The organism is Micrococcus sp. 093350064-1, from assembly GCF_053627955.1.
In genome coordinates, this window is sequence record NZ_JBSEYU010000006.1 from 25,905 (window position 1) to 51,419 (window position 25,515).

The window sequence follows — 25,515 nt, forward strand, 5'->3', positions numbered from 1 at the left end:
CAGCGGGGAGAGGGTGGCGAGGAGAGGGCGGCGGGGAGAGGGCGGCACCGCGCGCTCAGCCCTACGCTCGGACCCATGACCGAGCACACATCCGAGCACACCCCCGAGAACCCCCACGTCGTCCGCCGCGGCTCCGGCGTCCCGCTGATCGCGGTGCACGGCAACAGCGTGGACCACCGGCTGCTGCTGCCGCTCGACGACGCCCTCGCCGAGGCCGGGGAGGTCGAGCGGATCTACGTGGACCTGCCGGGCTTCGGCCGGACCTCGGCCCTCCAGGACGACGGCGGCCTCCCCGAGCTCGCCGCCTGGCTCGTGGACTGGATCCGCGCGGAGGTCGGCGAGCGGCCGTTCGCGGTGCTCGGCAACTCCCTCGGCGGCCTGCTCGCCCGGCACGTGGCGGCCGAGTTCGGCGCGCAGGTGTTGGGGCTGGGGCTGCTCGCGCCCGTCGTCGACCCGGACGAGGACCGGCGCACCCGCACCGACCTGGTGGTGCGCGAGCGCGACGACGCCTTCATGTCTACCCTCGACCCCGACGACGCCGCCCCGTTCCTCGAGATGTCCCCGCGGCTGACGCGGGACACGTGGGAGCGGTTCCGCGAGCACGCGCTGCCGGGCGTCCGCGCCGTGGACGAGGAGGCGCTGAAGCGCCTGTCCGCGCGCTACGTCCTGGACGCCGTGCCGGAGGAGGCCGCGCCGCCGTTCGAGGGGCCCGCCCTGATCCTCACCGGCCGGGAGGACCACCTCGTCGGCTACCGGGACCAGGCCGCGCTCCTGGAGCATTACCCGCGCGCCACCTACGCGGCGCTCGACGCCGCCGGCCACAACGTGCACCTGGACCAGCCGGAGGTCGCCGAGGCGCTCGTCCGCGCGTGGGCGGTGCAGGTGGGCCGCGCGGCGTCGGACTGAGGCGGGGTCAGGGGGAGGGACGGGCCTCCACCCGGGCCTCCGCCTCGGCGCCCGCCCCCACCCCGACGCCGGCCCGCGCCAGCAGGCCGTCGGCCACCCGCAGCAGGGCGGCGACCGCCACGAAGAACACGAGGATCGCCACCACGTAGACGGCGACGCCGTCGTAGCCCAGCCGCGGGACGTCCAGGATCGTGTACGGGTACCAGTCCAGCCACGGCCCGCGCAGCAGCGTGAACGCCAGCCAGGCGAGCGGGATGAGCGTGGACAACCACACCACCCGCCACGTGATCTGCCGCCGCGGCCCGAAGACCGCCCACAGCACCGGGGTGAGGATCGGCGTGACGATGTGCTGCAGGGTGTCGTTGAACCGCTCGACGGCGGTCATCGGGTCGGCGTCCCGCAGCAGCACGTTGAACACCACGCCCGTGATCACGATGCACACCACCCCCGTCACCCGCAGCACCCGGAACAGCGTGCCCGGCCGGTGCAGGCGCAGCGCCAGCAGCAGGGACGTCAGCCCCACCAGGAAGTTCGAGAGGAACGTGAAGTACGTGGGCTGGTTGAGCATGTGCTCCCAGCCGCCCTCGAGCACGCCCGCGTAGCCCGCGTCGGCCGGCAGGTCCGAGGACTTCCACGAGCCGATCCACAGTGAGAGCAGGTTGCCGCCCAGGGACAGGGCCGCGGCGACGGCGAAGGCAGGCCGCGCCGTCGTCGTCCAGCGGCCGGAGGGGGTGGGGAGGGTCATGCGCCCATCCTGCCGGAGCGCGACGCCGCCCCCGGTGCACTGGCCGAGCCGCTCGGGCCGGCGGGCGTGTCCCGGCCGGCGGTCCGGACCCTACGCTCGGCACCATGATCCGGACCCCCTGGACCCGCACCTCCGCCGGCGCGAGGCGCGCGCGCCGCCCCCGACAGTTCCGCCGCGTGACGACGACCGGGCCCGCCGCCGTGGACGTGGCCTGGGCCCGCTACGCCGACCTGCGCCTGTGGCCGCGGTGGGCTCCGCAGATCCGCGCCGTGGAGGCGCCACGGCGCCGGCTGCGGGCCGGGCTTCGCGGCGTGGTCCACGCGCCCCTGGGGCTGCGCGTCCCGTTCGTGGTCGAGGAGGTCGACGATGACGCCCGCACCTGGCGGTGGACGGTGCGGGTGGCCGGGACGGCGGTCTCCATGACGCACGACCTCACCGCCACCCCCCGCGGCACCCGGGCGGGGCTGACGGTCCACGGGCCCGCCGTCGTCGCCCTGGCCTACCGACTGCCGGCCCGCGTGGCGCTGCGGCGGCTGTGCCGGGCGCACCTCTGAGGGCGGACCGCCGGGCCGGGCCTGTGGCCAGGGGCCCCGCCCGCCTCACACCGCCGCGGCGTCGGTCCGCAGCTCGACGCGCGGCCAGTCGGCGAGGTCGGCGAGCATCTGCCGGTCGTGGGTCACCACGACGACGGCCTGCTCCGTGACCTGCAGGGCCTCGGTCATCTCGTCCACGAGCGCGGGGGAGAGGTGGTTCGTCGGCTCGTCCAGCAGCAGCACGTGGGGGCGCTCGATGAGCACCATCGCCAGGTGCAGACGGGCCTGCTGCCCCTGGGACAGGCGTCCGACCGGGGTGTCCGCGGCCTCGGCGGTGAGCAGCCCGAGCGAGGGCAGCGTGGGGGCCGGCAGGGGACGGCCCAGGTCGTCGACGCCGGCCTCGTCCGCGCCGACGCGGCGCACGTGCTCCTCGAACACGGCGGCGGCGGTGCGCTCCTCGTCCCACGCGGGGGTCTCCTGCGCCACGAGGCGCACGCGCACGTCGGCGCCCACGGTCACCAAGCCGCTCGTGGGCTCCAGGTCCCCGGCGAGCACGCGCAGCAGCGTGGACTTCCCGGCCCCGTTCGGGCCCGTCACCAGCACGCGGCCGCCCGGCACGAGGGCCGCGCCCATCGGCTGCTCGAGCCGCCCGGCCACGCGCACGGCGTCCGCGGTGAGCAGGACGTCGTCGCCCGCCGTGCCCGGCCCGCCCGCCGTGCCCGCCGCCGCGTCCGCGCCGTCCCGCGGGTCGCCGTCGGGCATGTCCGCGAACGGCCAGTCCAGGCGCAGGGGCGGCTCGGGCACGGTGATCCGGTGCGCCTCCAGCTCGTCGAAGCGCCGGTTGAACATCTGCACGATCCCCGCCGACCGGCTCGAGCGCTGGTGCTTGCCGGTGCCCTTCGGGGGCCGCCACGAGCCCTGCATCTGCTCCCGCGCGTCCTCCACGGCCAGCTCCAGCCGCTCGCGCTCGGCGTTCTGCTCGGCGTACTCCTGCTCCCAGGCGGCCCGGGCGCGGCGGCGCCCCTTCGCCCAGCCGGCGTACCCGCCGGAGTACCGCCGCGGCCGCCCGTCCTGGCTGGGATCCAGGTCCACGATGTCGGTGCACACGGCGCGCAGCAGGGCGCGGTCGTGGCTGACGACGGCGACCCCGCCCGGGTGCTCCACCAGCCGGCGGGTGAGGAAGTCCAGGGCGACGTCGTCCAGGTGGTTGGTCGGCTCGTCCAGCAGCAGCAGGTCCGGCCGGGAGCCGAGGGTGACGGCCAGGCGCACCCGGTGGCGCTGGCCGACCGAGAGCGATGTGAGGGGGTGCTCGCGGTCCGTGCACGCGTGCAGCCCCTCGAGGTCCATGTCCACGCGCCGGCCGGCGTCCCAGGCGTCGTAGAGGTGGGCCCGCTCCAGCGCGGTGGAGTACCGGTGTCCGGCGCCGGCGTCGTCGGGGGCCTCGGCCAGGGCGGCCGCGGCGGCGTCCAGGGCCTCGAGTGCGGCGTGCGGGCCCGTGAGGGCGTCGCGGACCAGGTCGCCCACCGTGCGGGAGCGCCCGTCGGCCCGCGCCCGCAGCGCCTGCGGGACGAACGCGAGCGTGCCCGCCCGCGTCACGCGGCCGACGTCGGGCGTGATCCGGCCCGTGAGCACGTGGAGCAGCGTGGTCTTGCCGCGCCCGTTCTCACCCACGATCCCGAGCCGCGAGCCGGCGTTGATCCGCACCGTGGCGTCCGTGAGCACGCGGTGCCCGCCGAGCGAGACGGTCAGGTGCTCGCCGCGCAGGTGGGCGGCGGGCCCGGCGGGCAGGGCGGGGGAGGGAGGGCCGGAGGTCATGTCCGCCAGTCTAGGGAGGGGGCGCGCTGCCGCGTCCGGGGTCGGGACTACGCTCGGGGCCATGTCCGCCGCCCCGCCGCCGCCCGCCTTCGGCACCGTCCTGCACCACCGCGCCCACGGGATGGCCCCGGGGGAGTCCATCTCCCCGCCGCTGGTCCACGCGAGCGCGTTCCACCTGCCCGGCGCGGACCCGGACGGCGCCCCCACCGCCCCCGGCGCGGACGTGCCTTTCCAGTACGCGCGCTGGGCCACGCCCACCTGGTCCGCGCTCGAGGCCGCCCTGGGCGCGCTGGAGGACGCCGACGTCGCCGTGGTCCCCTCCGGCATGGCCGCGATCGCCGCCGTCCTGCTGCCCCTGCTGCACCCGGGGGACCGCGCCCTCCTGCCCGCGGACGGCTACGGGCCCACCCGCGCCCTCGCCGCCGAGCACCTCACGCCCCGAGGCGTGCACGTGGACCTGGTCGCCACCCAGGGGCTCGCCCATGCGGACCTGAGCGGCTACGACCTGGTGCTCGTGGAGACCCCCTCCAACCCGGGGCTGCGCGTGGCGGACCTGGCGGACGTCGCCGCCCGCGCCCACGCGAACGGCCGCCGGGACGGCGCGGGGGCCCTCGTGGTGGTGGACAACACGCTGCTGACCCCCCTGGGGCAGCGCCCGCTGGAGCTGGGGGCGGACGTGGTCGTGGCCTCGGACACGAAGGCCGTCAACGGGCACACGGACGCCCTCGGCGGGCACGTGGCCAGCCGGGACCCGCAGGTGATGGCGCGGGTGCGCGGCTGGCGGACCCTGGCCGGCGGGATCCTGGGCACCCACGAGGCCTGGCTCATCCACCGCGGTCTCGAGACCCTCGAGGTCCGCTTCGCCCGGATGTGCGCCTCGGCGCAGGCGGTCGCGGAGCTGGCCGCGGGCCACCCGGCGGTGCGCGCCGTGGTCTACCCGGGGCTGGCGGACCACCCGGACGCGGAGGTCGTGGCGCGTCAGATGACGGCGGCGGGCGGCCTCGTCGGGCTGCGGTTCGCGGACGCGGCGGCGGCCGAGCGGTTCATCGCCGCGGCGCAGTACGTGGTGCCGCAGACCAGCTTCGGCGGCACGCACACGGCGGCCGAGCGCCGCGCCCGCTGGGGCGACGACGTCCCGGACGGTTTCGTGCGTCTGTCCGTGGGCGTGGAGCCCACCGCCGAGCTGCTGGCCGACCTGGAACGCGCGATGACCGCCGCGGGCGGCGGGCCGACCGCCTGACCCGCGCCCTCCGCACTTTGTGGGCCGAATACGACTCTCCCGGGGGCTCTGGGGCCCGGGAGAGTCGTATTCGGCCCTGAAAGTGAGCGCCGCCGAGACCTCACCCTGACCCGCGTCCCGGCTACGCTCGCGGACGAGGCCGCCCACCCGCGCCTCGCCCGCCCGCCCCGTCCCAGGAGGCCCCGCCCCATGCAGCTCGACCTGATCGTGGAGAACGCCCGCCTCATCACCGGCGACCCCGCCCGCCCGTCGGCCTCGCGGCTGGGGGTGTGGCGGGGCGTCGTCGTCGGGGTGGACGAGGAGATGGACGGCCTCGCGACGCGCGAACGTCTCGACGCGCGGGGGCGCACCGTCCTCGCCGGGTTCAACGACGCCCACGCGCACAGCGTCTGGTTCGGCCAGTCCCGGCTGGACGTGGACCTCGAGGGCGCGCGCACCGCGGAGGAGGTCCACCGCCGGGTCCGCGCCCGCGCCGCCGAGCTCGACCCCGGCGCCTGGGTGACGTGCACCGGCTTCGACCCCGGCCACCTCACCGGCCCCCAGCCGGACCGGGACGACCTCGACGCCGCCGCCTCCGGGCGCCCGGTGCTCATCCGCCACAACACGGGCCACGCCGTCACGGTGTCCGGGGCGGTGCTGGTCCTGGCCGGTGTGGGGGAGCAGGTGCTGCAGCAGCCCGAGGGCGGGCGGATCCTCACGGATGCCGCCGGCCGGCCCACCGGCCTGTTGGAGGAGACCGCCATGAGCCTGGTGACCCGGCTGCTGCAGCCGGAGTCCCACGAGCACATCGGCGCGTGCCTGGCGCGGGCCTCGCAGGAGTACGCGGCCGAGGGCATCACCTCGGTGACGGATGCGGGGGTGGCCGGCGGGTGGATCGGGCACAGCCCGCTCGAGTTCGGCGCGTATCAGCGCGCCCGGGACGCGGGGCTGCTGCGCACCCGCTTCCAGACGATGGTCACCCTGGACGCGCTGCACCCGGTGGACGGCCATCCCGACGACGGCACGCACCTCACCCTCGACGCCGGCGTGCGCACGGGCGTGGGCGACGAGTGGCTGCAGATCGGGCCGGCGAAGGTGTTCACGGACGGGTCGATGCTCGGACAGACCGCCGCGATGACCGAGGACTACTGCGGCCACGGCCACGGCCGCGGCTACCTACAGCAGGACGCGGGGGAGATGCGCCGAGCGTGCCTCGGTGCGGCGGCCGCCGGCTGGGCGCTGGCCCTGCACGCGATCGGCGACGCCGCCCTGGACTTCGCCCTCGACGTGATCGCCGAGGCGCGGGGCCGGTTCGGGCGGCCCGTGATGCCGCACCGCGTGGAGCACGGCGGGGTGGTCCGCGACGATCAGGTGGCCCGCATGGCCGAGCTGGAGGTCGTGATGGCCACCCAGCCGAACTTCATCAGCGCGTTCGGCGGGTCGGTGCGGGAGCGGATCGGGCCGGAGCGGGCCGCGCTCTCGTACCCGGCCGGGCGGCTGCTGCGCGCGGGCCTGGTGCTGCCCGGCAGCTCGGACCGTCCCGTGGCCGGCGGCCGCCCGCTGGAGGTCATCCAGGACTTCGTGCTGCGCCGCACCGAGACCGGCGAGCAGTACGGCCCGGACGCGGAGCGGCTCACGGTGGCCGAGGCCCTGCACGCCTACACGGTCGGCTCCGCGGAGGCGACCGGCTGGGGCGGCCGCAAGGGACGGCTCGTCGCGGGCCAGCTCGCGGACTTCACGGTGCTCAGCGAGGACCCGCGCGCGGTGCCGAGCGATCAGATCGCGGCGATCGACGTCGTCGCCACCGCCGTGGGAGGGGAGTTCGTGCACGGCGGGCTGTGACGCCCGGCCCCGGCCCCGACGCCCCGCGACACCCGCCCCCCGCGACGAGCCCTGCGATATGGCCCCTACCCGCCCGGTTTAGGGGCCATATCGCAGGGCTCGTCGTCCAGGGGAGCGGGTGGGGCACGTCCGGTGACCCGGCGGTCAGCCGTGGCTCTGCCGGGGGGCTGCTCCCTACGCTCGGAGAACGGCGCGCAGACCGCGCGCCGCCCCGAGACCATGAGGAGCACCCCGTGGCGCACGACGACGCGAACACCACCACCACCGACCAGCTCACCCTGCAGGACCCCACGAAGCGCTACCCCGTGATCAGCCCGCCGGAGCAGTCGTTGCCCGGCACCGGCCTGGACGCGGAGATGACGCCGAAGGCCGACCTGGGTGAGAAGTCCTACCGCGGCACCGGCCGTCTCGAGGGCCGCAAGGCGCTCATCACCGGCGGCGACTCCGGCATCGGCGCGGCCACCGCGATCGCGTTCGCGCGCGAGGGCGCCGACGTCGTGATCACCTACCTGCCCGAGGAGGAGAAGGACGCCCAGCACGTCCTCGAGGTCCTGCAGGCGGAGGGGCGCACCGCCGCCGGGATCCCCGGCGACCTCCGCGACAAGACGTTCTGCGCCGACCTCGTGGCCCAGGCGGTCGAGAAGCTCGGCGGGCTGGACGTGCTGGTGAACAACGCCGGCAAGCAGGTGGCGCAGGACTCGATCGAGGACATCGACGACGAGCAGCTCGAGGCCACCTTCGACGTCAACATCCTGGCCCAGTTCCGCCTGGTCAAGGCCGCCCTGCCGCACCTGAAGCCGGGTTCCACGATCATCAACACCACGTCCGTGGTGACCTACATGGCCCCGCCGCAGCTCGTGGACTACGCCTCCACCAAGGCCGCCATCAACACCTTCACGAAGGCCCTGGGCCAGCAGCTGGCCCCGAAGGGCATCCGCGTGAACGCCGTGGCGCCCGGTCCGATCTGGACCCCGCTGCAGCCCTCCGGCGGCCAGAAGCCGGAGGCCCTGCCGGAGTTCGGCCAGTCCACTCCGCTGGGCCGCGCCGGGCAGCCCACCGAGCTCGCCCCGGCGTACGTGTTCCTGGCCTCGCCGGAGTCCTCCTATGTGGTGGGCGCGACCATCCCGGTGACCGGCGGCATGCCCACCCCGTGACCGGAGCCGGGCGTTCCTGTCCCTGGGCGGTCACACCACCAGGGACAGGAACGCGCCGAGCGCGAAGCCGACCACGGTGAGCAGCCCGGCCTTCTCCCCGCCCTTCTCTCGGGCCTCGGGGATCATCGTGTCGATCAGCATGACCAGCAGGGCGCCGGCCGCGAAGCCCTGGATGCCGCCGGTCAGGGCAGGGGAGGCGACGTCGGCGATCAGCCCGCCGCCCCACGTCGCCAGGGCGCAGACCACCGCCACGAGCGACCACTGGATCAGCAGGTGGCGGCGCGTCTTGCCGCCGTCGAGGGAGTCGGCCGTGGCGGCGATGGACTCGGGCAGGTTGGACATGAAGATCGCCACGAGCAGCGCGAGGGACACGCCCTCGCCCGCGACCAGCCCGATGCCCAGCACGAGCTGTTCCGGGATGCCGTCCAGCAGCGCGCCCACGGTCAGCGCCGCACCCGAGGACGAGCCCCCGGACCTCGCGGCGGAGCGCTCCACCGCACGGTCGCCGAGGAAGTAGGCGGCCGCGCCGAGCGTCAACCCGATGCCGACGGCGGCAGGTCCGGCCGCCTGCACGCCCGCCTCCGCGAGCTCGAAGGACACGGACGCGATCAGGGCGCCGGCGCCGAAGGCGAGCACGAGTCCGATCGTGCCCATGTGCCAGCGGCGCAGGGTCGCCAGGACGGCGCCCACGAGCAGGGAGGACGCGGCGACCGCGCCCCACATCAGGGTCATCACGGCAGCCAGGCTACGCGCTGACCGGGGGCGACGCCGGGCCGCCGCCTCAGCTCAGCGCACGACCTCGTCCGCCTCGCCCGTGAGACCGAGCTTCTCGGCCACGTAGTCGACGTCCTTGTCCCCGCGGCCGGAGAGGTTGACCAGGATCCGCTCGTCCCGTCCCATCTGCGGGGCGAGGCGGATCGCGTGCGCCACGGCGTGCGCGGACTCGAGCGCGGGGATGACGCCCTCGAGCCTCGTGAGCCGCTGGAACGCGTCGAGCACGGCCGCGTCGTCCTCGGCCACGTACCGGACGCGGCCGACGCGCGCGAAGTGGGCGTGCTGCGGACCGACGCCCGGGTAGTCCAGGCCCGAGGCGATCGAGTGCACGGGGTCTGGGGTGCCGTCGTCGTCGGCGAGGACGAGGGTGGCCATGCCGTGGAGGACGCCGTCGCGGCCCTGGGTCATGGTCATCGCGTGCTCGCCCTTGGTCGCGGAGCGGCCGCCGGGCTCGACGCCCACGAGCGCGACGTCGGCGTCGTCGAGGAACGCGGTGAACGCGCCCATCGCGTTGGAGCCGCCGCCCACCGCGGCGACGACGGCGTTCGGCATCGCCCCGAACCGCTCCTGGAACTGGGCGCGGGCCTCGCGGCCGACCACGGACTGGAAGTCGCGGATCATCGTGGGGAACGGGTGCGGGCCCACCACGGAGCCGATCGCGAACAGGTACTTCTCCGGGTCCGCCGCGTACACCTCGAACGCCGAGTCCACGGCCTCCTTCAGGGAGCGGCCCTCGCGCTCCACCGAGACCACCTTCGTGCCGAGCAGGCGCATGCGCACCACGTTGGGGTGCTGCTTGGCCACGTCGATCGCGCCCATGTGGATCTCGCAGTCGAGGCCGACCATCGCGGCCGCCGTCGCCAGGGCCACGCCGTGCTGGCCGGCGCCGGTCTCCGCGATCAGGCTGCGCTTGCCCATGCGCTTGGCGAGCAGCGCCTCGCCGATCGTGTGGTTGATCTTGTGGGCGCCCGTGTGGTTCAGGTCCTCGCGCTTGAGCACGATCCGTGCGCCGCCGAGCTCGTCGGAGAGGCGGTCCAGCGGGGTCAGGGGGGAGGGACGCCCGACGGCGTCGCGCAGCAGGCGTCGGTATTCGGCGTAGAACTCGGGGTCCTGGCGCGCCTCGGCGTACGCGCGGGCGACCTCGGCCATGGGGCCGGCCAGCTGCGGGGGCAGGTGGGCGCCGCCGTACTGGCCGAACATGCCGTCCGCGGAGACGTCCAGGTCCGGGGTGGTGACGAGGTCGCAGGCCTCGGCGAGGGTGCGGGGCTCGGGGGCGCCTCTCAGGGCGTTGTCCTCGGGGTTGCGGTGGGTCATCGGGGGTCCTCCTGGGATGGGGCCCGCCGGAGCCGCTCATGATCGAGCCGCCCGGCAGGCGAGCGGCTCGTCGTGTCAGATGCGCATGACCGGGGCCGCCCTCAGGCGGCCCACCACTGCTGCGCGCGCATCTGCATGGGGCCAGCGTACTGCACGCCGGGCGGCGTGGGTCTCACCATGTGATTGCAAATCTCAGAATATGGACATCGCTCCCCGTCTCAGTGAATCGCGATTCACCCTGGATCCATGACCATCACCGCCGTCGACACCCCGTCCCCGACCGCCGAGGCCGCCGCTGTGCTCGCCGCCACTCCGGGCATGCGGTACGCCGATTTCCTCACCGCCGCCCCCGCAGTGCCCGGCATCGTGGCCGTGGTGGCCGAGGAGTCAGCCCGTGCCGCCCTGGGCCTCACCCCCGCTGCCGGTGACGTCCTCGCCGTCGACGTGGCCGACGAGAGCCTGCAGTGCCGCGAGGTGCGCGCCGCCTTCCAGTCCGGTCGTACCGGCGCCTCGCAGCTGCGCCAGGCGTTCGCCGCCCTGCTGGCGGGCGAGCTCGGCCTGGACGTGGAGCGCACCAGCCCGGGTGCGGCGGGGACGGGCTTCGCCCTCACCCCGGAGTCCGAGGAGACGCTCACGGCGTGGATGCGGGAGCACCTGACGCTGCGCGCCTGGGTCGCCCAGGACGCCTCCGCCCTCGAGGGGGTCGCCCGAGAGGTGGCCGCCGACCTCGCGCCGGCCCTGCAGCCGGGCGCCCTGGAGGCCCCCGTGGCGCAGCGGGTCGCGGCCATGCGGGCCTCCGCCCGCCGGTCCGCCACGCTCTGAGCCGGCCGGTCGCCCGGGCGACGCCCTCGTCCGTGGCGCTCGGTCTCGTCGTGCCGGGAGATCACCCCGAGGCCGCTGACAGGATGGGTGCATGAAGCACGAGATCGTCCTCACCCGCGGGGACCTCACCCTGCGCCCCCTCACCCCCGACGACGGCCCCGCCCTGCGCGAGCTCGTCGACGCGGCCATGTGGGCGGGGAACAGCGCGCCCCTGCCGGTGGACGGCGCGGCCATGTCGGCGCACCTCGCCGAGCTGAGCGAGCGGGAGGGCACCTTCGCGTTCGCCGTCGAGCAGGGCGGGGAGCTGGTGGGGCGCACGAGCCTCTATGACCTGGTGCCGGGGCTGCGGGTGGAGGTGGGACACACGGTCTACGCCCGTCGGGTGTGGGGCACCTCCGTGAACCCCGGCTGCAAGCTGCTGCTGTTCGGGCACGCGTTCGAGGAATGGGCGCTGGAGCGGGTGGCCCTGCGCTGCGACCACCGCAACGCCCGTTCACACGCCGCCATCGCCCGCCTGGGCGCGACGTTCGAGGGCACTCTGCGCCGCTTCCGCCCGGCGGCGGACGGCACGATCGCCGACGTCGACTACTTCAGCGTGGTGCGCGAGGAGTGGCCCGCGGTGCGCGCTGGGCTCGACGCGCGCCTGGCCGCCTAGAGGTGTACAACGGGGGGATGCCACCCGAACCCTCTGCCCCGTCCGCCGAGCGCGAACCCGCCCGCCCCCGCCCGGCCGACGTCGCCGCCCGCCCGGACGCCCCTTCCCCGCGGGCGACCGCCCTGCTGTTCGCGCTCGCGGTGGCCGCCGGCTCCGTGATGCCGCTGCAGGGCCGCATCAACTCCCGCCTCGCCCACCTGACGGGCGACCCCGTCCTCGCCGCGCTGTGCTCCTTCGCGGCGGGCTTGGTCGTCATGGTGCTCGTGAGCGTGCTGACGCCGCGGGGCCGCCGGGGCCTGGCCCGCATCCGCCCGGCCCTGGCCGCGGGGTCCGTGCGCCCGTGGTATGCGGTGGCGGGCGTGATCGGCGGGCTCCTGGTGCTCACCCAGTCCGCGACGATCGGTCCCCTCGGCGTGGCCGTGTTCACGGTCGCCGTGGTCACCGGGCAGGTGGTCGGCGGGATGGTCGTGGACCGGCTCGGGCTCAGCCCCGCCGGGGTGCAGCGCCTGACGCCGCGGCGCCTCACGGGGGCGGCGCTCGCCCTGGCCGCGGTCGCCCTCGTGGTGTGGCCCTCACTCGGCGAGGTCGGCGGCGGGCCCGGCTGGGCGCTGCTGGCCCTGCTGCCCCTGCTGGCCGGTCTGGCCACCGCCGGACAGCAGGTGTTCAACGCCCGTCAGACCACGGCCTACGGCACCGCCATCCCGGCGACCCTGGTCAACTTCACCGCCGGCGTCCTCTTCCTCGGGATCGTGTGGGGCGGGATCGCCCTGGCCTCCGGCCACGGCCTGCCCGCGCTGCCGCACGACTGGCGGCTCTACCTCGGCGGCCCGCTGGGGTGCGTGTTCATCGGGGTGGGCGCCATGGTCGTCCCGCGCCTGGGCGTCTTCGCCGCCACCCTCGGTCTGGTCTCGGGCAACCTCCTGGGCTCCCTCGTGGTGGACCTGGTGGCCCCCACCGACGGATCCACGGTCACCACGACGACGGTGCTGGGCACCCTGGGCGCCCTCGCCGCCGTCGCGCTCGCGTCCTGGCCGGCGCGGCGCCGGTAGCGCCGCCCGCGGCGGCAGGCCGCCGTCACCGCGCGGGACTCAGGCGCGGGCCACGGTCTCCCGCCGCCCGTGCCGGCGTCCGTGCATCACGAAGTAGTACCCGGCGGCGACCACGAGCACGCCCGCCAGGGCCGCGTACATGGCGCCGTAGCCGGCTGAGGCCACAAGCCCGCCGAGGAGCACGGGACCCAGGCCCAGCCCCACGTCCGCGAACAGCATGAGGGTGGAGATGCCGGCGCCGAGCTGGTGGGAGGGCACCGCGTTCACGGCGATCGCCTGGGCCGCGGGCATGAGCGTGCCGTAGCCGAGGCCGCTCAGCGCCCCGGCCAGCACCACCTGCCAGTCGCGCGTGGCGAAGGCCAGCACCAGGAGCGCGGCTGTGAAGCAGAGGAGGGCGGGGTAGACGACGGCGTCGTCCCCCCGGCGGTCCTGCAGGGTGCCCAGGGTGAGGCGCATGACGAGCATCGCCGCGGCGTAGGCCAGGAAGAAGAGGCCGGCGCCGGCTGTGAGCCCGCGCTCCACCGAGTAGGCGTTCAGGTAGGTGAGGATCCCGGCGTAGCTCAGGCCCACCAGCAGCATGAAGCCACTGATCGGCAGCACCGCCGGGTGCAGCACGGAGCGCAGGCGGAAGCCCACCGCGGGGGCGGGGTGCTCCAGGGGGACCTCGCCGGCGGCGCGCTCGCCGTCGACGTCCGCCGCGGCGGGCGCCTCGCGCACCAGCAGGCCCAGCACGAGGCTGACCACCGTGATCCCCAGAGTCGCCCGGAACAGCCACACGTAGCCGATGGAGCCGGCGAGGAAGAGCCCCAGGGCGGGGCCGATCGCGGTGGCCAGGGTGGTGCCCAGCGCGAGGTGGCCGGTGGCCTCCGCGCGTCGCCCGTCGGGGATGGCCGCCTGGGCCAGGGCCATGACGGCGGTGCTGGCGAAGGCGTAGCTGGCGCCGTGGAGCATGCGCACCGCCACCAGGGCCGGCAGTGAGGAGGCGACGAGGTAGAGCGTGCAGGACAGTGCGACGGCGACCAGGGCCACCACCAGGACGCGGCGCTTGCCGAAGCGGTCCACCACGTGGCCGGTGACCACGCGGCTGAGGGTGGCGCCGATGACGAAGGCGCTCGAGGCCAGCCCCGCCCCGGCGTCCGAGGCGGCGAACTGCCGGACCGCGTACACGGCCATGGTGGTGACGAGGGCGTAGAACGCGAGGAACTGGAGGAAGGAGACCACCCAGGCGAGGACGAAGGTGGGGGAGGCGATGCGTTCCTGCTCGGCGATTTGCATGATGCAAAAGGTAGCATCGTTTGCATGATGCAATCATCTGAGGGGGCGTGGCCCGACCCGGTCCGCGGGATCATGTACGAGCACATGCTCCTGCTGCGGGTGGCCACGCAGGGGGTGGCCCCCTACGGTCGGTCGAGTGCGCTGGAGCGCAGCGCCACCGTGCTGCTCGCCCGCCTGGAGGCGGGCGGGGCCATGAGCGTCGCCGAGCTGGCCGAGGCCTTCGACCTCGACGTCTCCACCGTCCACCGGCAGGTGGCCGCCGCCATGAAGGCCGGCCTCGTCGAGCGGGTGGAGGACCCCGACGGCGGCCCCGCCCGGCTGCACCGCCCCACGGAGGAGGGACGCGCCCGCCTCACCGCGGAGCTGAGCTCCCGCGCGGACAACGTGGCGCAGATCGTCGCCTCCTGGCCCGCCGAGGACGTCGCTGAGTTCTGCAGGCTTCTGCGACGCTTCAACGAGGGGGCGGAGGAGCGCCGGGGCCACCCGTGGCCCCGGCCGCAGGCTGGCCCCGGGGCGGAGGACCCCCGGCCCTGAGCACCGCGCCCGCCCTCAGGTGTGACGGATGCGGGCGGCCAGCGCGGCCGACTCCGCCGGGTCCAGCACGGCCGCCGGATGCGGACCCGCCGCGGCGAGGCGCTCCGTGCAGCCGGCCTCTCCCAGCGGCGCCCCCGCGGCCAGCACGACGTTGCCCCAGTCCAGGCGCTCCAGCATCCCGTGGTCCGCGAGCGTCCACGGGCCGGGCACCCCGGCGTCGGCGGCCGCCTCCTCGAGGGCGCCCAGCTCCGCGCCCAGGAAGCGCAGGCCGGCGTCGTCGCCGATGTTCACCAGCAGCACCCCGCCCGCCGTCAGCAGCTCGAGCAGCTCCCCGTAGAACGCGGCGCCGCGCAGGTGCTCGGCGCCCTCCTCGCCGGTGCCGATGTCCAGCACGACGGCGTCGAACCGCTCCCCGTCCAGCGCGAGGTCGACGGCGGCCAGGCGCGCGTCCGCGACCACGGAGACGAGGTCCGTGCCCGCCGGCAGGGGCAGCTCGGCGAGCACGAAGGACACGAGCTCCCGGTCCAGGTCGACCACCGTCTGCTCCGAGCCGGGTCGGGTCGCCTGGAGGTAGCGCGGCAGGGTCAGCGCGCCCGCGCCGAGGTGCAGGACCCGCACCGGCGCGCCCGCCGGAGCGACGCCGTCGAGCACGTGGGCCATGCGGCGCAGGTACTCGTAGCGAATGCGCAAGGGGTCGGCCAGGTCCACGTGGGACTGGACGGCCCCGCCGATCTCCAGGACGAACCCGCCGAACTCGTCGGGGGCGATGCGGGCGTCCACGCCCGACGTGGACAGGTGGACGGTGCGGCCGGAGGGGGAGGGCTGGGCGGGCATGCCCCCAGCATCCCACCCCTCAGTACGCTGGACGGATGAGTCAGAACGTCCTCACCGTCTACGGCGCCGACTGGTGCCGCGACTGCCTGCGCACCAAGCGCCAGCTCGACGAGCTCGGCGTCGCCTACGACTACGTGGACCTCGTCGCCGACCCGGCCCAGGCCGATGCCGCCGAGCGGATCTCCGGCCGGAAGAACATCCCCGTGGTCGTGTTCCCCGACGGTGACCACCAGGTGGAGCCGACCAACGAGGAGACCGCGGCCAAGCTCACCGCGCTGGGCCTGATCTGAGATCGGGGGCCGCTCCCGGAGCGAGCCCCGCCGACCCTCTCGGCGGGTGCGCATCGGGGTCTACGCTCTCCCCATGGAGCACTTCGACGAGACCACCCTGCCCGCCCCTGAGGACCGCGTCGTGTCCGCGACCCACCACGTCGACGCCCCGGCCGGCGTCGTCTTCGAGCTGATCGCGGACCCCTCCCGCCAGCCCGAGTGGGACGGCAACGACAACCTGGCCGAGGCCGCCCCCGGGCAGCGGGTGACCGCCGTCGGGGACGTGTTCGTGATGACCCTGCAGAAGGGCGTGGACCGCGCGAACCACGTGGTCGAGTTCGAGGAGGGCCGCCGCATCGCCTGGAAGCCCTCCGAGGTCGGCGGGGAGCCGTTCGGCCAGCTCTGGCGGTGGGAGGTCGACGGCGACGACGAGGGCGGCTGCCGCGTCACCCACACCTACGACTGGACCGCCCTGACCGACCCGAAGCGCATCCAGAAGGCGCTGCGGACCGGAGAAGAGCAGCTCCGCGCGTCGATCGACCGGCTCGCGGACCTCGCCGAGCGTCAGGGCTGAGCCGGCCGCGCACCCGGCCGAGGGGAATCCGTTGCGGTTCTGACCCTTCTGGCGGTCGAACGAGCAGCCAGAAGGGTCAGATCCGCAGAAGATCCGGCCCGGGCGCGGGGCGGTGCCGGCGTGGACGGCCACGTCGCGCGCCGCTTCACGGCAGCGCCAGCCGGAACACCTTCTTCCACGCGGAGCCCACCTGCCGCAGCAGCGGGCCGGTCGTGTACGGCAGGCCGTAGCGGGCGCAGATCTCACGGACCTGGGGCGCCACCTCGGCGTACCGGCTGGACGGCAGGTCCGGGAACAGGTGGTGCTCCACCTGGTGGGAGAGGTTGCCGGTCATGAAGTGCATCAGCTTCGAGCCGGAGATGTTCGCGGAGCCGATCATCTGCCGCACGTACCAGTCGCCGCGGGTCTCGCCGTCCACCATCTCCTCGGAGAACGTCTCCGCACCCTCCGGGAAGTGCCCGCAGAAGATGACCGAGTGCGCCCAGATGTTGCGCAGGCCGTTGGCCAGCAGCGTGCCCGCGAGCGTGGCCTTGCCCGAGCCGGTCAGCACCTCGGCGACGGCCGGCGTGGCCACGTAGTCCTTCGCGAACTGCCGGGCCGCCTTGACACCCACGGAGCGCAGATCCGTCATCAGCTCCTCGCGGGACTTCTCGCGGGCCTTCACGCGGTCCAGCTCGAGGTCGTAGAGGGCGATGCCCCACTCGAAGATCGGGGCGAGGCCCGCGTTGATCACCGGGTTGAGCAGGTGGCGGGGCCGCCACGGCTCGGACTCGTCCATGCGCAGGACGTTGTAGCCCACGTCGCGGTCCTTGCCGACGACGTTGGTCCAGCGGTGGTGCAGGTCGTTGTGGGTGTTCTGCCAGGCCCGCGACGGCGTCACGAAGTCCCACTCCCACGTGGTGGAGTGGATGTCCGGGTCGCGCATCCAGTCCCACTGGCCGTGGAGCACGTTGTGCCCGATCTCCATGTTCTCCACGATCTTCGCGACCGTGAGCATGGCTGTTCCCGCCACGAACGCGGCGGGGTGGCGTGCGTTGAGCAGGAGGGCGCGGCCGCCGAGCTCGAGCCGGCGCTGCCAGCGGATGACGCGGCGGATGTAGGCCGCATCGGAGGCGCCGCGGCGGGAGAGCACGTCGTCGCGGATCGCGTCCAGCTCCCGGCCCAGCTCGGCCACCTGCGCGTCCGTCAGGTGGGCGGCGCCGGGCGGGCGCACCGCCGGGCTCCCGACGACGCCCGGCAGCCCCGGCGTCGCGGTGGCGGTGGTGGGGCGGGACTCGGGGGTGTGCGGAGCCCAGCTCGTGGTGTCGGGGCGGTCCTGTGGCAGGACCCGGGCGGCGCGGCCGCGCACGGTGGTGCCGGGGATGGCCAGGGCCAGATCGTCCGGGGCGGTGGCGCCGGTGCGGCTGGGGGTCTGGGTCATGCGGTGCTCCTGGGGACGGGAGGCGGGGGATGGTCGGGGAGGCCCGGGTCGCGGGCCGGGCGTCAGGTTCAGAGGTCGAGGCTCAGCGGGCCGGCGGCGGCGCTCACGCAGGTCTGGACCAGCTCGCCGGGCTCGCCGTGCACCTGCCCGGTCCGCAGGTCCGTGACCTGGCCCGAGCGCAGCGGCGTGAGGCACGCGTGGCAGATGCCCATGCGGCAGCCGGCGGGCGCGGCGACGCCGGCCTCCTCGGCCACCACGAGCAGCGGCACGTCGCCGGGAGCGTCCACTTCGACGTCGGCGTGCTCGAACACCACGCGGCCGCCGGCCCCCGCCACGCCCGGGGCGAAGTCGGCCTGGAACCGCTCGATGGTGAGGTCCGCGGCCGCCTCGCGCCGCCACAGGGCCTCGGCGTCGTCGAGGAACCCGGCCGGCCCGCACGCGTAGGCGGCGCGCTCGCGCCAGTCGGGGCAGACGCCTTCGAGCTGCGCGGGGGAGGAGAGGTCGAGGCGGCCCGCCTCCGCGGTGTGGTGGTGCACCACGCGCAGGCCCGGGAACTGGTCGGCCAGCTCGGCCAGCTCCTCGCGGAACAGGGCGTCCTCGGGGGTGCGGGAGGAGTGGATGAGCACGACGTCGGCATCCCGGCGCGCCGGCACGAGCGTGCGGATCATGGACATCACCGGGGTCAGGCCCGAGCCGGCGGTGAGCATGAGCAGCGGGCGCGGCTCATCCGGCAGGGTGAAGTCGCCCTCGGGGATGTCGAGGAAGAGGACGTCGCCGGGCTTCGTGTGGCGCACGAGCGTGCCGGAGACGAGGCCGATGTCGGACACCGTGATCTCCGGGTCCGCGCCCGCGGGTGCGGAGAGCGAGTAGGAGCGCCACTGCCGCACCCCGTCCACGTCGACGCCGACGCGTGCCCACTGGCCGGCGTCGTGGGCCCGCCAACCCGGTCCGGGGCGGAACGCGATGGTGGCGGCGCCGGGCGTCGCGCGGGTGACGGAGGTGACCACCCCGCGCAGCTGGCGGGAGGAGTGCACGGGGTCGAGCAGGCCGAGGACATCCTGCGGCGTGAGCGGGTGCAGGAGCGTCGACGCCAGACGGGAGAACAGAGACGGGCCGACCATGGCTCCAGTCTATGGCTCGGCATGCCGCAGTTCTTCGTCTTCAGCGTACGATCTGGGCCATCACTTCATCGCGAGGAGACAAGATTGAGTGTGACGCAGACCACCCCCGCCCCCGACTGGCGCCCGCCCTGGCAGTCCCTCCCCGACGACCTCGCGGAGCGCCTGGCCCCGGCGATCCCCGGGATCATGGAGCGCATCATCGAGACGGTCCCGGACCAGATCCCCGCCTACGCGGCGGCGCGCGACGGCCACTACGGCAAGAACCTCACCGCCGGCGTGACCACCGCCCTCGAGCAGCTGATGAGCCTGCCCGGCACCACCCGCCCGGCCCTGAACAGCGAGTCCCGCGTCCTCATGGCCCGCCTGGGGGCCGGCGAGTTCCGCGAGGGGCGCTCCATGGACGCCCTGCTCGGCGCGTACCGCACCTCCGCGCGGATCGTGTTCCGCGAGCTCTCCGCCGAGTGCGCGCGCCTGGGCCTGGAGATGTCCGTGGTGATCGAGCTGGGCGAGTCCATCTGGGCGTACATCGACGAGCTCTCCTCCGTCAGCGCCCAGGCGTACGCGGAGGCGCAGTCCGCCCAGGCGGGCGTGCTCGAGCTGCACCGCGCCGCCCTCGCCACCGCCCTGGTCCGGGGCGGGACCGAGGAGAAGGAGGTGCAACGGCTGGCCGCGCTCGCGGACTGGCGGCTGCCGCGCCGGCTGGCGGTGGTGGTGCTGCCCGCGGACGCCGGCGTCGCCGTCCGGGAGAGGCTGGGCCGGGCCGGGCTCGTGGTGGAGCGGGACTCGGAGGTGGTCGCCGTGATCGACGCGACGCCCTCCCAGGGCCGCCGCGAGCGCATGCTGCGCCTGCTGGCGGGGACGGCCGCCGTCGTCGGGCCGGCCGTGGACTGGCCGCTCGTGCCCCACTCCTACCGGGTGGCCCGCACGCTGGCCGTCCAGGAGGCGGCGGGCCGGACGGCGGAGCCCGCGCAGGGGGAGGACGACGACGGCGCCCCGTCCCCGATCCTCGCCGCGGACCACCTGGCGCGCGTGGTGCTGGGGGCCGAGCCGCGCGTCGTGACGCAGCTGGCCGAACGCGTGCTGGCGCCCCTGGACGAGGTGAGCGAGGCGAAGCGGGCGGTGCTGGAGGAGACCCTGCTCGCCTGGCTCACGCACTGGGGCCAGCGGGCGCCGATCGCCGCGGAGCTCGGCGTGCACCCCCAGACCGTGGGGTACCGGGTGGGCCGGCTGCGCGAGCTGTTCGGGGAGGCCCTCGAGGACCCCGACGCGCGGTTCGACCTGGAGATCGTGCTGCGGGCGCGGCGGGACGGGGTCGGGTGAGCGGGGCGGCAGGGGGTGCCGTCTGACGGGGGCCTTCACTAGCGTGGGTGGACCACGCATCCCGACGAGGGACCCCGACGAGAGAAGAGGGACAGTGCCATGACGAACGCCCCGAACCGCGACGAGCTCCCCCTGCCGGACTACGACCACATCCCCAACGGCACGCTGCCGACCCGGATCACCGGCCTCGACGAGTCGCAGGTGGAGCAGCTGCTCGCCTACGAGCGCGCCCACGGCGACCGCCTGCCCGTGGTGCAGGTCCTCGAGACGCGGCTCGAGGCGCTGCGCTCCGGCGCCCAGCCCTCCGGCGATCAGGTGCCGGACACCCCGGAGGTCGGCGGCTCCCGCACCGGCTCGCCCGTGACCCCGGAGACGAGCGGCCCGCCCGTGGAGCCCCTGAGCCGCGGCATCCCGGCCGACCCGCAGCACCCCGGCAACCGCTGAGCCGGCCGGGCGTCGCCTGACAGGGCGGCCCCCCGCGGAACGCGGCCACGACGCCCCGTCTCCTTCCTGTGAGAGGCGACGCGTCGTGGCCGCCTCGCGTTCCGGGCGATCCCGCGGTCCGGCCACGGAGCGCCTGCGAGGGTCCCCGTAGCGTGTTTGTGAGCTGGGTTATATTTCGACACAGCTGCGGCGGGCCTTCGGGCGCTGACGTGCGAGGCTGCCGGATTCCCGGCTCCTACTCACGGATGGGTGAAACGGCATGACTGAATTCGAGGACAAGCTTGCGCAAGTGGCTCGGCGAGCCCGCGACTACGCAAGCTCCCTGGACACGGAAGAGGCGACGAAGAACGCGCTCGTCATGCCATTCATCTCGCAGGTGTTGGGCTACGACGTGTTCGATCCCCAGGAGGTCGTCCCGGAGTTCGTCGCAGATCTGGGCCTGAAGAAGGGGGAGAAGATCGACTACGCCATCATGCGGGAGGGGAAGGTCAACATCCTCGTGGAGGCCAAGAAGGTCGGCTCGGAGCTGTCCCTGGCGCACGCGAGCCAGCTGGTGCGCTACTTCCACACCAGTGAAGCGCGGATCGGCGTGCTCACCAACGGGCGGGTGTGGAACTTCTACACGGACCTCGACAAGGCCAACATCCTCGACGAGCGTCCGTTCCTCGTCCTCGATCTTCTGGACATCGACCCGGTCACCGTGCCGAAGCTCGAGCAGCTGGCGAAGGGATCCTTCGATCTCGACTCGGTCATCGCCGCAGCCGAGGAGCTGAAGTACGTATCGGCCATCAAGCGCGAGATTTCTGCCGAGATGGCTGCGCCGAGCGATGAGTTGGTGAAGGTCCTCGCCAAGCGCGTGTACTCCGGGTACATGAACGCCAAGGCGGTGGAGACCTTCACCCGGCTCACCGAGGAGGCTGCGCGCCAGTACATCAACGATCGCGTCAACGCGCGGCTGAAGACTGCCCTGGGCGACCAGGTCGCTCCGGTACTGGCGGCTCCCGCTGAGCCCGTGGCCACCGGCGATCAGACGGTCCTGTCCGACGAGGAGAACGGTCAGGAGGGCCAGCTCAAGCCGGGCGTGGTGACGACCGAAGAGGAGATCGAGGGTTTCCGCATCATCAAGGCGATTCTCGCCGGAATCGTGCCGATGAACCGCGTCTACATGCGCGACGCAGCCTCGTACTGCAGCGTCATCCTGGACGACAACAATCGGAAGCCGATCGCGCGCCTTCACTTCGACGGGAAGGTGAAATATCTGGTGCTGTTCGATGCGGACAAGAACAGGACGCGGGCCGACCTCGAGAACTTGGAGGACATCTACGAATCCGCCGAGGCACTGCGGAGCGTCGTCAGCTCCTACGTCGGGGCCTGAGCGGACTCTGACCCGCCTACTGACCGGATCCGGCCCGCGGGCGGGCAGGACTGTGCCCCGCCGCCGTCGATGCGCCACCCTGGTGCGCACGCCCCGGTGGGACAGACCCGCCGGGCGCCGACCCGAGAGGACGTCATGACCCATCACGAGCGCGACGACCGCCAGGCCCTGGCCGCCGGCGAGACCTACCTGATCCACGTGCTGGAGACCTCCGACCCGCCCGGCAACCCGGACCACTACCGGATCACGGACGCGGTCGAGGCCCACCACGCGTCCACCGGCTCCTACGACGTCGAGGCCGGCGGCCTGGACGCCGCCCGCGAGCTGCTCGCCCGCCACGCCAAGTGAGCGACCGGGGCTGAGACGTCCGGCCGGGCCGCGCCTCACGCGCCCGGCCGGAGCCTCATCCCCAGCACGGTGCGCGCCTCGAGCCCCAGAGCCGCGCGGGCCTCGGGCGCGCCGGTGCGGTCCTCGCCCACCACGGTCATCCCGATCCGCTCGGCCACCCGGCGCGAGGCCGTGTTCTCCGGGTGGATGATCGCCACGAGCTCGTGGTGCCCCAGCACGTCCCGGGCGTGGTCCCGGCAGGCGGCGGCCGCTTCGGTGGCGTAGCCGCGCCCCCACAGGTCGGCCCGCACGTGGTAGCCGACCTCCAGGCGAGGCTCCCCGTTGACCTCCTGCCACGTCAGGCCGCAGTCGCCCACGAAGCCGGACCCGCCGTCGTCGTGGGTCTCGATGATCCACAGCCCGTGCCCGTCCTGCGCGTACCGGCGCCGGTTGCCCGCGATCCACGCCGCCGCCTCCGCGCGCGTGCGCGGGGCGGGGTAGAAGCGCATCACCACGGGATCGGCGAGGAGGCCGGCCAGGTGGTCGAGGTCGGCGTCGGCCATCTCGCGGAAGCGCAGACGGGCGGTGGGGGCGGGCGGCATGCGCCCAGGCTAGCGGCGGGCGGATGCGCCCCGCCTCTTGTCTGCGCGGGGCCGGGCTGGTCGACTGTGCCCATGCCGCATTCCCTCTCCCTGCGCCCGTTGCGGGTGGATGACGCCGAGGCCATGGCCGCGGTCCTCGCCGACCCGGACCTGTACACGTACACCGGCGGGACGCCGCCGGGCGAGGAGGAGCTGCGGCAGCGGTACGCGATCCTCGCGCGCGGTCGCTCCGAGGACGGCGCGGAGGACTGGGCCAACTGGATCGTGGTGCTGGAGCCGGAGGGCCGGCCGGTCGGCTACGTCCAGGCCACCATCCCCGTGGACGGGGGACCCACGCAGATCGCCTGGCTGATCGGCACGCCGTGGCAGGGCCGCGGGCTGGCGAAGGAGGCCGCCGGCCTCCTCAAGGGCGAGCTGCGGGACCGGGGGGTGCGGCGCCTCGTGGCGGATGTCCACCCCGAGCACACGGCCTCCCAGCGGGTCGCCCAGGCGATCGGCCTGGCGCCGACGGACGAGGTCGTGGACGGGGAGGTCCGCTGGGCCGGGTCCGTGGACGACGGCGGCGGCCCGGTCACCGGCTGAGGCCGCGGCGCCGCTCCGGGTAGGAGCCGCCGAGCTCCACGCCCCGCTCGGCCAGGTAGGCCTCCGGGTCCACCGGCTCGCCGTCCACGCGCAGCTCCAGGTGCAGGTGCACGCCGGTGGCGGCGCCGGTCTGCCCGACGCCGGCCAGGTGGTCCCCGGCGGAGACGCGCTGGCCCGCGTCCACCACGGTGGAGTCCGGGGCGGCGTGCAGGTAGCGCCACACGTGGCCGTCCCCGGCGTCCACGGCGAGCAGGTTGCCGCCCGCGTCCCCGCCGGCCTCCACGAATAGGACTCGGCCGTCGGACACCGAGTGGAAGGGCGTGCCCTCCGGCACCCCGCCGAGGTCCACGCCGTCGTGGCGGGTCAGGGCCTCCTCGGACACCCCCGAGGGCACCACGCCCTCGCCGAACGGGTTGGGGCGGGGCCCGAAGCGGGAGGTCACGCGGCCCTGCACGGGCTCGGCGTACCCCTGCGTGTTCACCGTGGGCGGGGCGGGGGTGAAGCCGCCGTTCCAGCGCCGCCGCTCGGCGCCCGCGCCGGCGTCGTCCCGGCCGGCCGGACCGAACGCGAGGACCAGCGCCAGGACGGTCGCGATCAGGGCCAGCGCCCCCACTGCGGCCAGCACGCCCCCGGCCACCCCGCTGCCCGGGGAGCCGGCGCCGGGGGTCGGGGTGGTCATCCCCTCAGTCTGTCATGCAGGGTCGGGACGGCCTCGGCCTTCGCCCACGGCATCCCGGCCCGCCACCAGCTCCCGCCCGCGCTCGTAGTCCTCGTCCGCGTTGTAGGTCAGCACGCCCACCACGCGGTCCTGCGCGTCCGTGTACCAGAGAGTGAACCCGCCGGTGCGCTCCACCATGCGGGCCTGCTCGTGGCCGTCGCCCCACGCGGCGTGCTTGAGCGTGTGCTCGCCGATGGTGCTCCAGAACCCGGGCACGGCCTCCCACCGCCGCAGGGACTCCGGGTCCGCCGTCGCCGCGTGGGCCAGCACGGAGGCCTGGCCGGCGCCGCCCGGCACGCCGACCTCGGTGCGGGCCGCGTTGTGCCCGGCGACCTCGCCCATGCCGAGGGCGTCGCCCCAGTGCTCCACGGGGATCGGCCGGCCGGCCACGGCGTGGTGGGCGCGGGCCACGTCCCCGGCCACCCACACGCCCGGCGCCGCCGCCAGGTGCTCGTCCGCCACGATCCGCCCCTCGTGCATGGTCAGCTCGGAGTCCTCGAGCCACCCGCCCCCCGGCTCGACCCCCACCGCGGCGAGGATCAGGTCCGGGGCGAGCGTGGCGCCGTCGTCGAGGTGGACGGTGCGCGGGGCGCGCACCTGCCCCACCCGCACGCCGGTGCGCAGCTCGACGCCGGCGCCGATCAGCCACTGCGCGATCCGATCGCCCGCCTCGCGGCCGAGCCGCTTCTGCTGCGGCACCTCGTCCGGGGTGACCAGCGTGGTGGCCACCCCGCGCAGGGCCAGGGAGGCGGCCGCCTCGCAGCCGATGAACCCCGAGCCCACCACGACGGCGGAGCGCGCGTGCCCGGCGGAGGCCACCAGGCGGCGGGCGTGGTCGAGAGAGCGCAGCAGGTGCACCTCGGCGTCGGCCTCGACGTCCGGCAGGGGGACCGGACGGGCGCCCAGGGCCAGGATGAGCCGCTCGAAGCGGATCGGCTCCTCGGCGGCCCACAGCGTCCGCGCACCCAGGTCCGCGTGGGTGACGGTCACGCCCCGGCGCAGCTCGACGGCGTCCGGCAGCTCGTCCAGCACCGTCGGGTCGGGTTCGGCGGTGCCGCGCAGCAGCTCCTTGGACAGCGGCGGGCGCTCGTAGGGGTGGTCCACGTCCGAGGTGAGCATGAGGACGGGGCCGGGTCCCCCGGCGTCGACGTAGGCGCGGGCGGCGCTGACGCCGGCGGGGCCGCTGCCCACGATCACGAGCGGGTACGGAGTGGAGCTGTGCTGGGCCATGCGGCCAGCATGCGCACCCGTCACGGGCGGGCGCCAGGGCCGACGGGCACCCCCGGCTCCGG

General features: G+C 74.9%; 27 protein-coding genes. 16 read left to right on the forward strand and 11 right to left on the reverse strand.

All coding sequences use genetic code 11. From position 1 onward, the window contains the following. Nucleotides 1-75 precede the first annotated feature (75 nt). Complete coding sequence (locus ACUW6W_RS07970) at nt 76-906, forward strand: alpha/beta fold hydrolase (RefSeq protein WP_020627045.1); 831 nt, start codon at nt 76-78, stop codon at nt 904-906. Nucleotides 907-913: 7 nt separating this feature from the next. Here ACUW6W_RS07970 and ACUW6W_RS07975 read toward each other — a convergent pair whose 3' ends face one another. Next, nucleotides 914-1,651 (reverse strand): Pr6Pr family membrane protein, encoded by a 738-nt coding sequence (locus ACUW6W_RS07975; RefSeq protein ID WP_020627044.1) that lies wholly within the window; start codon nt 1,649-1,651, stop codon nt 914-916. 104 nt (nt 1,652-1,755) lie between these two features. Between ACUW6W_RS07975 and ACUW6W_RS07980 the strand changes: the two genes are divergently transcribed. After that, nucleotides 1,756-2,205: an SRPBCC family protein gene (locus tag ACUW6W_RS07980; RefSeq protein ID WP_454180100.1), complete on the forward strand. Its 450-nt coding sequence runs from the start codon at nt 1,756-1,758 to the stop codon at nt 2,203-2,205. A 45-nt stretch (nt 2,206-2,250) separates the two neighbouring features. On the opposite strand, the gene ACUW6W_RS07985 is transcribed toward ACUW6W_RS07980, so the two are convergent. Further along, the gene (locus tag ACUW6W_RS07985; RefSeq protein WP_020627042.1) at nt 2,251-3,999 is read right to left on the reverse strand and encodes an ABC-F family ATP-binding cassette domain-containing protein; all 1,749 of its coding nucleotides are present in this window, start codon (nt 3,997-3,999) and stop codon (nt 2,251-2,253) included. Nucleotides 4,000-4,060: 61 nt separating this feature from the next. Between ACUW6W_RS07985 and ACUW6W_RS07990 the strand changes: the two genes are divergently transcribed. From ACUW6W_RS07990 to ACUW6W_RS08000, 3 genes are all read left to right on the forward strand, one after another. Then, complete coding sequence (locus ACUW6W_RS07990) at nt 4,061-5,239, forward strand: cystathionine gamma-lyase (protein ID WP_020627041.1); 1,179 nt, start codon at nt 4,061-4,063, stop codon at nt 5,237-5,239. Nucleotides 5,240-5,428: 189 nt separating this feature from the next. Continuing rightward, complete coding sequence (locus ACUW6W_RS07995) at nt 5,429-7,060, forward strand: amidohydrolase (RefSeq protein ID WP_063189474.1); 1,632 nt, start codon at nt 5,429-5,431, stop codon at nt 7,058-7,060. A 233-nt stretch (nt 7,061-7,293) separates the two neighbouring features. Beyond that, nucleotides 7,294-8,214: a glucose 1-dehydrogenase gene (locus ACUW6W_RS08000; RefSeq protein WP_036315591.1), complete on the forward strand. Its 921-nt coding sequence runs from the start codon at nt 7,294-7,296 to the stop codon at nt 8,212-8,214. A gap of 30 nt (nt 8,215-8,244) precedes the next feature. On the opposite strand, the gene ACUW6W_RS08005 is transcribed toward ACUW6W_RS08000, so the two are convergent. Both ACUW6W_RS08005 and trpB read right to left on the reverse strand, forming a co-directional pair. Further along, entirely contained in the window at nt 8,245-8,946 is a 702-nt protein-coding gene (locus ACUW6W_RS08005; protein ID WP_036337122.1) for a ZIP family metal transporter, read from the reverse strand. A 54-nt stretch (nt 8,947-9,000) separates the two neighbouring features. After that, nucleotides 9,001-10,302 (reverse strand): tryptophan synthase subunit beta, encoded by a 1,302-nt coding sequence (trpB, locus tag ACUW6W_RS08010; RefSeq protein WP_454180101.1) that lies wholly within the window; start codon nt 10,300-10,302, stop codon nt 9,001-9,003. Between the two features lie 246 nt (nt 10,303-10,548). Here trpB and ACUW6W_RS08015 point away from each other — a divergent pair, with 246 nt between their 5' ends. The 3 genes from ACUW6W_RS08015 to ACUW6W_RS08025 all read left to right on the forward strand — a co-directional run bounded on the left by ACUW6W_RS08015 (nt 10,549) and on the right by ACUW6W_RS08025 (nt 12,828). After that, nucleotides 10,549-11,124: a hypothetical protein gene (locus ACUW6W_RS08015; protein ID WP_454180102.1), complete on the forward strand. Its 576-nt coding sequence runs from the start codon at nt 10,549-10,551 to the stop codon at nt 11,122-11,124. Nucleotides 11,125-11,215: 91 nt separating this feature from the next. Then, entirely contained in the window at nt 11,216-11,779 is a 564-nt protein-coding gene (locus ACUW6W_RS08020; protein ID WP_371469898.1) for a GNAT family N-acetyltransferase, read from the forward strand. A 17-nt stretch (nt 11,780-11,796) separates the two neighbouring features. Next, nucleotides 11,797-12,828, forward strand: a complete 1,032-nt coding sequence (locus ACUW6W_RS08025; protein ID WP_454180103.1) for a DMT family transporter — start codon at nt 11,797-11,799, stop codon at nt 12,826-12,828. A gap of 39 nt (nt 12,829-12,867) precedes the next feature. Here the strand turns inward: ACUW6W_RS08025 and ACUW6W_RS08030 are convergent, their stop codons facing one another. Next, entirely contained in the window at nt 12,868-14,103 is a 1,236-nt protein-coding gene (locus ACUW6W_RS08030) for an MFS transporter (RefSeq protein WP_270618105.1), read from the reverse strand. Between the two features lie 24 nt (nt 14,104-14,127). On the opposite strand from ACUW6W_RS08030, the gene ACUW6W_RS08035 reads away from it, so the two are divergent. Next, nucleotides 14,128-14,637, forward strand: coding sequence for a MarR family winged helix-turn-helix transcriptional regulator (locus ACUW6W_RS08035; protein ID WP_113914266.1), 510 nt, complete (start codon nt 14,128-14,130; stop codon nt 14,635-14,637). Nucleotides 14,638-14,652: 15 nt separating this feature from the next. Here ACUW6W_RS08035 and ACUW6W_RS08040 read toward each other — a convergent pair whose 3' ends face one another. Next, nucleotides 14,653-15,471 (reverse strand): spermidine synthase, encoded by an 819-nt coding sequence (locus ACUW6W_RS08040; RefSeq protein ID WP_454180104.1) that lies wholly within the window; start codon nt 15,469-15,471, stop codon nt 14,653-14,655. A gap of 35 nt (nt 15,472-15,506) precedes the next feature. Between ACUW6W_RS08040 and ACUW6W_RS08045 the strand changes: the two genes are divergently transcribed. Together ACUW6W_RS08045 and ACUW6W_RS08050 are read left to right on the forward strand one after the other, a co-directional pair. Beyond that, on the forward strand, nt 15,507-15,761 hold the full coding sequence (locus ACUW6W_RS08045; protein ID WP_020624868.1) for a glutaredoxin family protein: 255 nt from the start codon (nt 15,507-15,509) through the stop codon (nt 15,759-15,761). A gap of 73 nt (nt 15,762-15,834) precedes the next feature. Next, nucleotides 15,835-16,314 (forward strand): SRPBCC family protein, encoded by a 480-nt coding sequence (locus ACUW6W_RS08050; RefSeq protein ID WP_113914264.1) that lies wholly within the window; start codon nt 15,835-15,837, stop codon nt 16,312-16,314. A 145-nt stretch (nt 16,315-16,459) separates the two neighbouring features. Here the strand turns inward: ACUW6W_RS08050 and ACUW6W_RS08055 are convergent, their stop codons facing one another. Beyond that, a complete protein-coding gene (locus ACUW6W_RS08055; protein ID WP_454180105.1) occupies nt 16,460-17,734 on the reverse strand; it encodes a fatty acid desaturase family protein in 1,275 nt (424 codons plus the stop codon). Between the two features lie 68 nt (nt 17,735-17,802). After that, nucleotides 17,803-18,855, reverse strand: a complete 1,053-nt coding sequence (locus ACUW6W_RS08060) for a ferredoxin reductase (protein ID WP_113914262.1) — start codon at nt 18,853-18,855, stop codon at nt 17,803-17,805. Nucleotides 18,856-18,945: 90 nt separating this feature from the next. On the opposite strand from ACUW6W_RS08060, the gene ACUW6W_RS08065 reads away from it, so the two are divergent. The 4 genes from ACUW6W_RS08065 (at nt 18,946) to ACUW6W_RS08080 (ending at nt 22,342) form a co-directional block, all read left to right on the forward strand. Next, complete coding sequence (locus tag ACUW6W_RS08065) at nt 18,946-20,175, forward strand: PucR family transcriptional regulator (RefSeq protein WP_020624876.1); 1,230 nt, start codon at nt 18,946-18,948, stop codon at nt 20,173-20,175. A gap of 99 nt (nt 20,176-20,274) precedes the next feature. Continuing rightward, entirely contained in the window at nt 20,275-20,619 is a 345-nt protein-coding gene (locus ACUW6W_RS08070) for a hypothetical protein (protein WP_010079880.1), read from the forward strand. Between the two features lie 259 nt (nt 20,620-20,878). After that, on the forward strand, nt 20,879-21,994 hold the full coding sequence (locus ACUW6W_RS08075; protein WP_036314529.1) for a type I restriction endonuclease: 1,116 nt from the start codon (nt 20,879-20,881) through the stop codon (nt 21,992-21,994). Between the two features lie 135 nt (nt 21,995-22,129). After that, nucleotides 22,130-22,342 (forward strand): hypothetical protein, encoded by a 213-nt coding sequence (locus ACUW6W_RS08080; protein WP_010079881.1) that lies wholly within the window; start codon nt 22,130-22,132, stop codon nt 22,340-22,342. A gap of 35 nt (nt 22,343-22,377) precedes the next feature. On the opposite strand, the gene ACUW6W_RS08085 is transcribed toward ACUW6W_RS08080, so the two are convergent. Next, entirely contained in the window at nt 22,378-22,923 is a 546-nt protein-coding gene (locus ACUW6W_RS08085) for a GNAT family N-acetyltransferase (protein WP_113914261.1), read from the reverse strand. Nucleotides 22,924-22,995: 72 nt separating this feature from the next. Between ACUW6W_RS08085 and ACUW6W_RS08090 the strand changes: the two genes are divergently transcribed. Beyond that, a complete protein-coding gene (locus ACUW6W_RS08090; protein ID WP_044659331.1) occupies nt 22,996-23,505 on the forward strand; it encodes a GNAT family N-acetyltransferase in 510 nt (169 codons plus the stop codon). Here the strand turns inward: ACUW6W_RS08090 and ACUW6W_RS08095 are convergent. Continuing rightward, nucleotides 23,495-24,184, reverse strand: a complete 690-nt coding sequence (locus ACUW6W_RS08095) for a M23 family metallopeptidase (protein WP_020624712.1) — start codon at nt 24,182-24,184, stop codon at nt 23,495-23,497. The two genes, ACUW6W_RS08090 and ACUW6W_RS08095, sit on opposite strands and share 11 nt — an antisense overlap. A gap of 12 nt (nt 24,185-24,196) precedes the next feature. Continuing rightward, nucleotides 24,197-25,453: an NAD(P)/FAD-dependent oxidoreductase gene (locus ACUW6W_RS08100; RefSeq protein WP_454180106.1), complete on the reverse strand. Its 1,257-nt coding sequence runs from the start codon at nt 25,451-25,453 to the stop codon at nt 24,197-24,199. Nucleotides 25,454-25,515 lie beyond the last annotated feature (62 nt).

Coding starts and splice junctions, on each gene's coding strand:
- ACUW6W_RS07970 (WP_020627045.1), top strand. CDS start 76: ATGACCGAGCACACATCCGAGCACACCCCCGAGAACCCCCACGTCGTC.
- ACUW6W_RS07975 (WP_020627044.1), bottom strand. CDS start 1,651: ATGACCCTCCCCACCCCCTCCGGCCGCTGGACGACGACGGCGCGGCCT.
- ACUW6W_RS07980 (WP_454180100.1), top strand. CDS start 1,756: ATGATCCGGACCCCCTGGACCCGCACCTCCGCCGGCGCGAGGCGCGCG.
- ACUW6W_RS07985 (WP_020627042.1), bottom strand. CDS start 3,999: ATGACCTCCGGCCCTCCCTCCCCCGCCCTGCCCGCCGGGCCCGCCGCC.
- ACUW6W_RS07990 (WP_020627041.1), top strand. CDS start 4,061: ATGTCCGCCGCCCCGCCGCCGCCCGCCTTCGGCACCGTCCTGCACCAC.
- ACUW6W_RS07995 (WP_063189474.1), top strand. CDS start 5,429: ATGCAGCTCGACCTGATCGTGGAGAACGCCCGCCTCATCACCGGCGAC.
- ACUW6W_RS08005 (WP_036337122.1), bottom strand. CDS start 8,946: ATGACCCTGATGTGGGGCGCGGTCGCCGCGTCCTCCCTGCTCGTGGGC.
- trpB (WP_454180101.1), bottom strand. CDS start 10,302: ATGACCCACCGCAACCCCGAGGACAACGCCCTGAGAGGCGCCCCCGAG.
- ACUW6W_RS08015 (WP_454180102.1), top strand. CDS start 10,549: ATGACCATCACCGCCGTCGACACCCCGTCCCCGACCGCCGAGGCCGCC.
- ACUW6W_RS08020 (WP_371469898.1), top strand. CDS start 11,216: ATGAAGCACGAGATCGTCCTCACCCGCGGGGACCTCACCCTGCGCCCC.
- ACUW6W_RS08025 (WP_454180103.1), top strand. CDS start 11,797: ATGCCACCCGAACCCTCTGCCCCGTCCGCCGAGCGCGAACCCGCCCGC.
- ACUW6W_RS08030 (WP_270618105.1), bottom strand. CDS start 14,103: ATGCAAATCGCCGAGCAGGAACGCATCGCCTCCCCCACCTTCGTCCTC.
- ACUW6W_RS08035 (WP_113914266.1), top strand. CDS start 14,128: ATGATGCAATCATCTGAGGGGGCGTGGCCCGACCCGGTCCGCGGGATC.
- ACUW6W_RS08040 (WP_454180104.1), bottom strand. CDS start 15,471: ATGCCCGCCCAGCCCTCCCCCTCCGGCCGCACCGTCCACCTGTCCACG.
- ACUW6W_RS08045 (WP_020624868.1), top strand. CDS start 15,507: ATGAGTCAGAACGTCCTCACCGTCTACGGCGCCGACTGGTGCCGCGAC.
- ACUW6W_RS08050 (WP_113914264.1), top strand. CDS start 15,835: ATGGAGCACTTCGACGAGACCACCCTGCCCGCCCCTGAGGACCGCGTC.
- ACUW6W_RS08055 (WP_454180105.1), bottom strand. CDS start 17,734: ATGACCCAGACCCCCAGCCGCACCGGCGCCACCGCCCCGGACGATCTG.
- ACUW6W_RS08060 (WP_113914262.1), bottom strand. CDS start 18,855: ATGGTCGGCCCGTCTCTGTTCTCCCGTCTGGCGTCGACGCTCCTGCAC.
- ACUW6W_RS08070 (WP_010079880.1), top strand. CDS start 20,275: ATGACGAACGCCCCGAACCGCGACGAGCTCCCCCTGCCGGACTACGAC.
- ACUW6W_RS08075 (WP_036314529.1), top strand. CDS start 20,879: ATGACTGAATTCGAGGACAAGCTTGCGCAAGTGGCTCGGCGAGCCCGC.
- ACUW6W_RS08080 (WP_010079881.1), top strand. CDS start 22,130: ATGACCCATCACGAGCGCGACGACCGCCAGGCCCTGGCCGCCGGCGAG.
- ACUW6W_RS08085 (WP_113914261.1), bottom strand. CDS start 22,923: ATGCCGCCCGCCCCCACCGCCCGTCTGCGCTTCCGCGAGATGGCCGAC.
- ACUW6W_RS08090 (WP_044659331.1), top strand. CDS start 22,996: ATGCCGCATTCCCTCTCCCTGCGCCCGTTGCGGGTGGATGACGCCGAG.
- ACUW6W_RS08095 (WP_020624712.1), bottom strand. CDS start 24,184: ATGACCACCCCGACCCCCGGCGCCGGCTCCCCGGGCAGCGGGGTGGCC.
- ACUW6W_RS08100 (WP_454180106.1), bottom strand. CDS start 25,453: ATGGCCCAGCACAGCTCCACTCCGTACCCGCTCGTGATCGTGGGCAGC.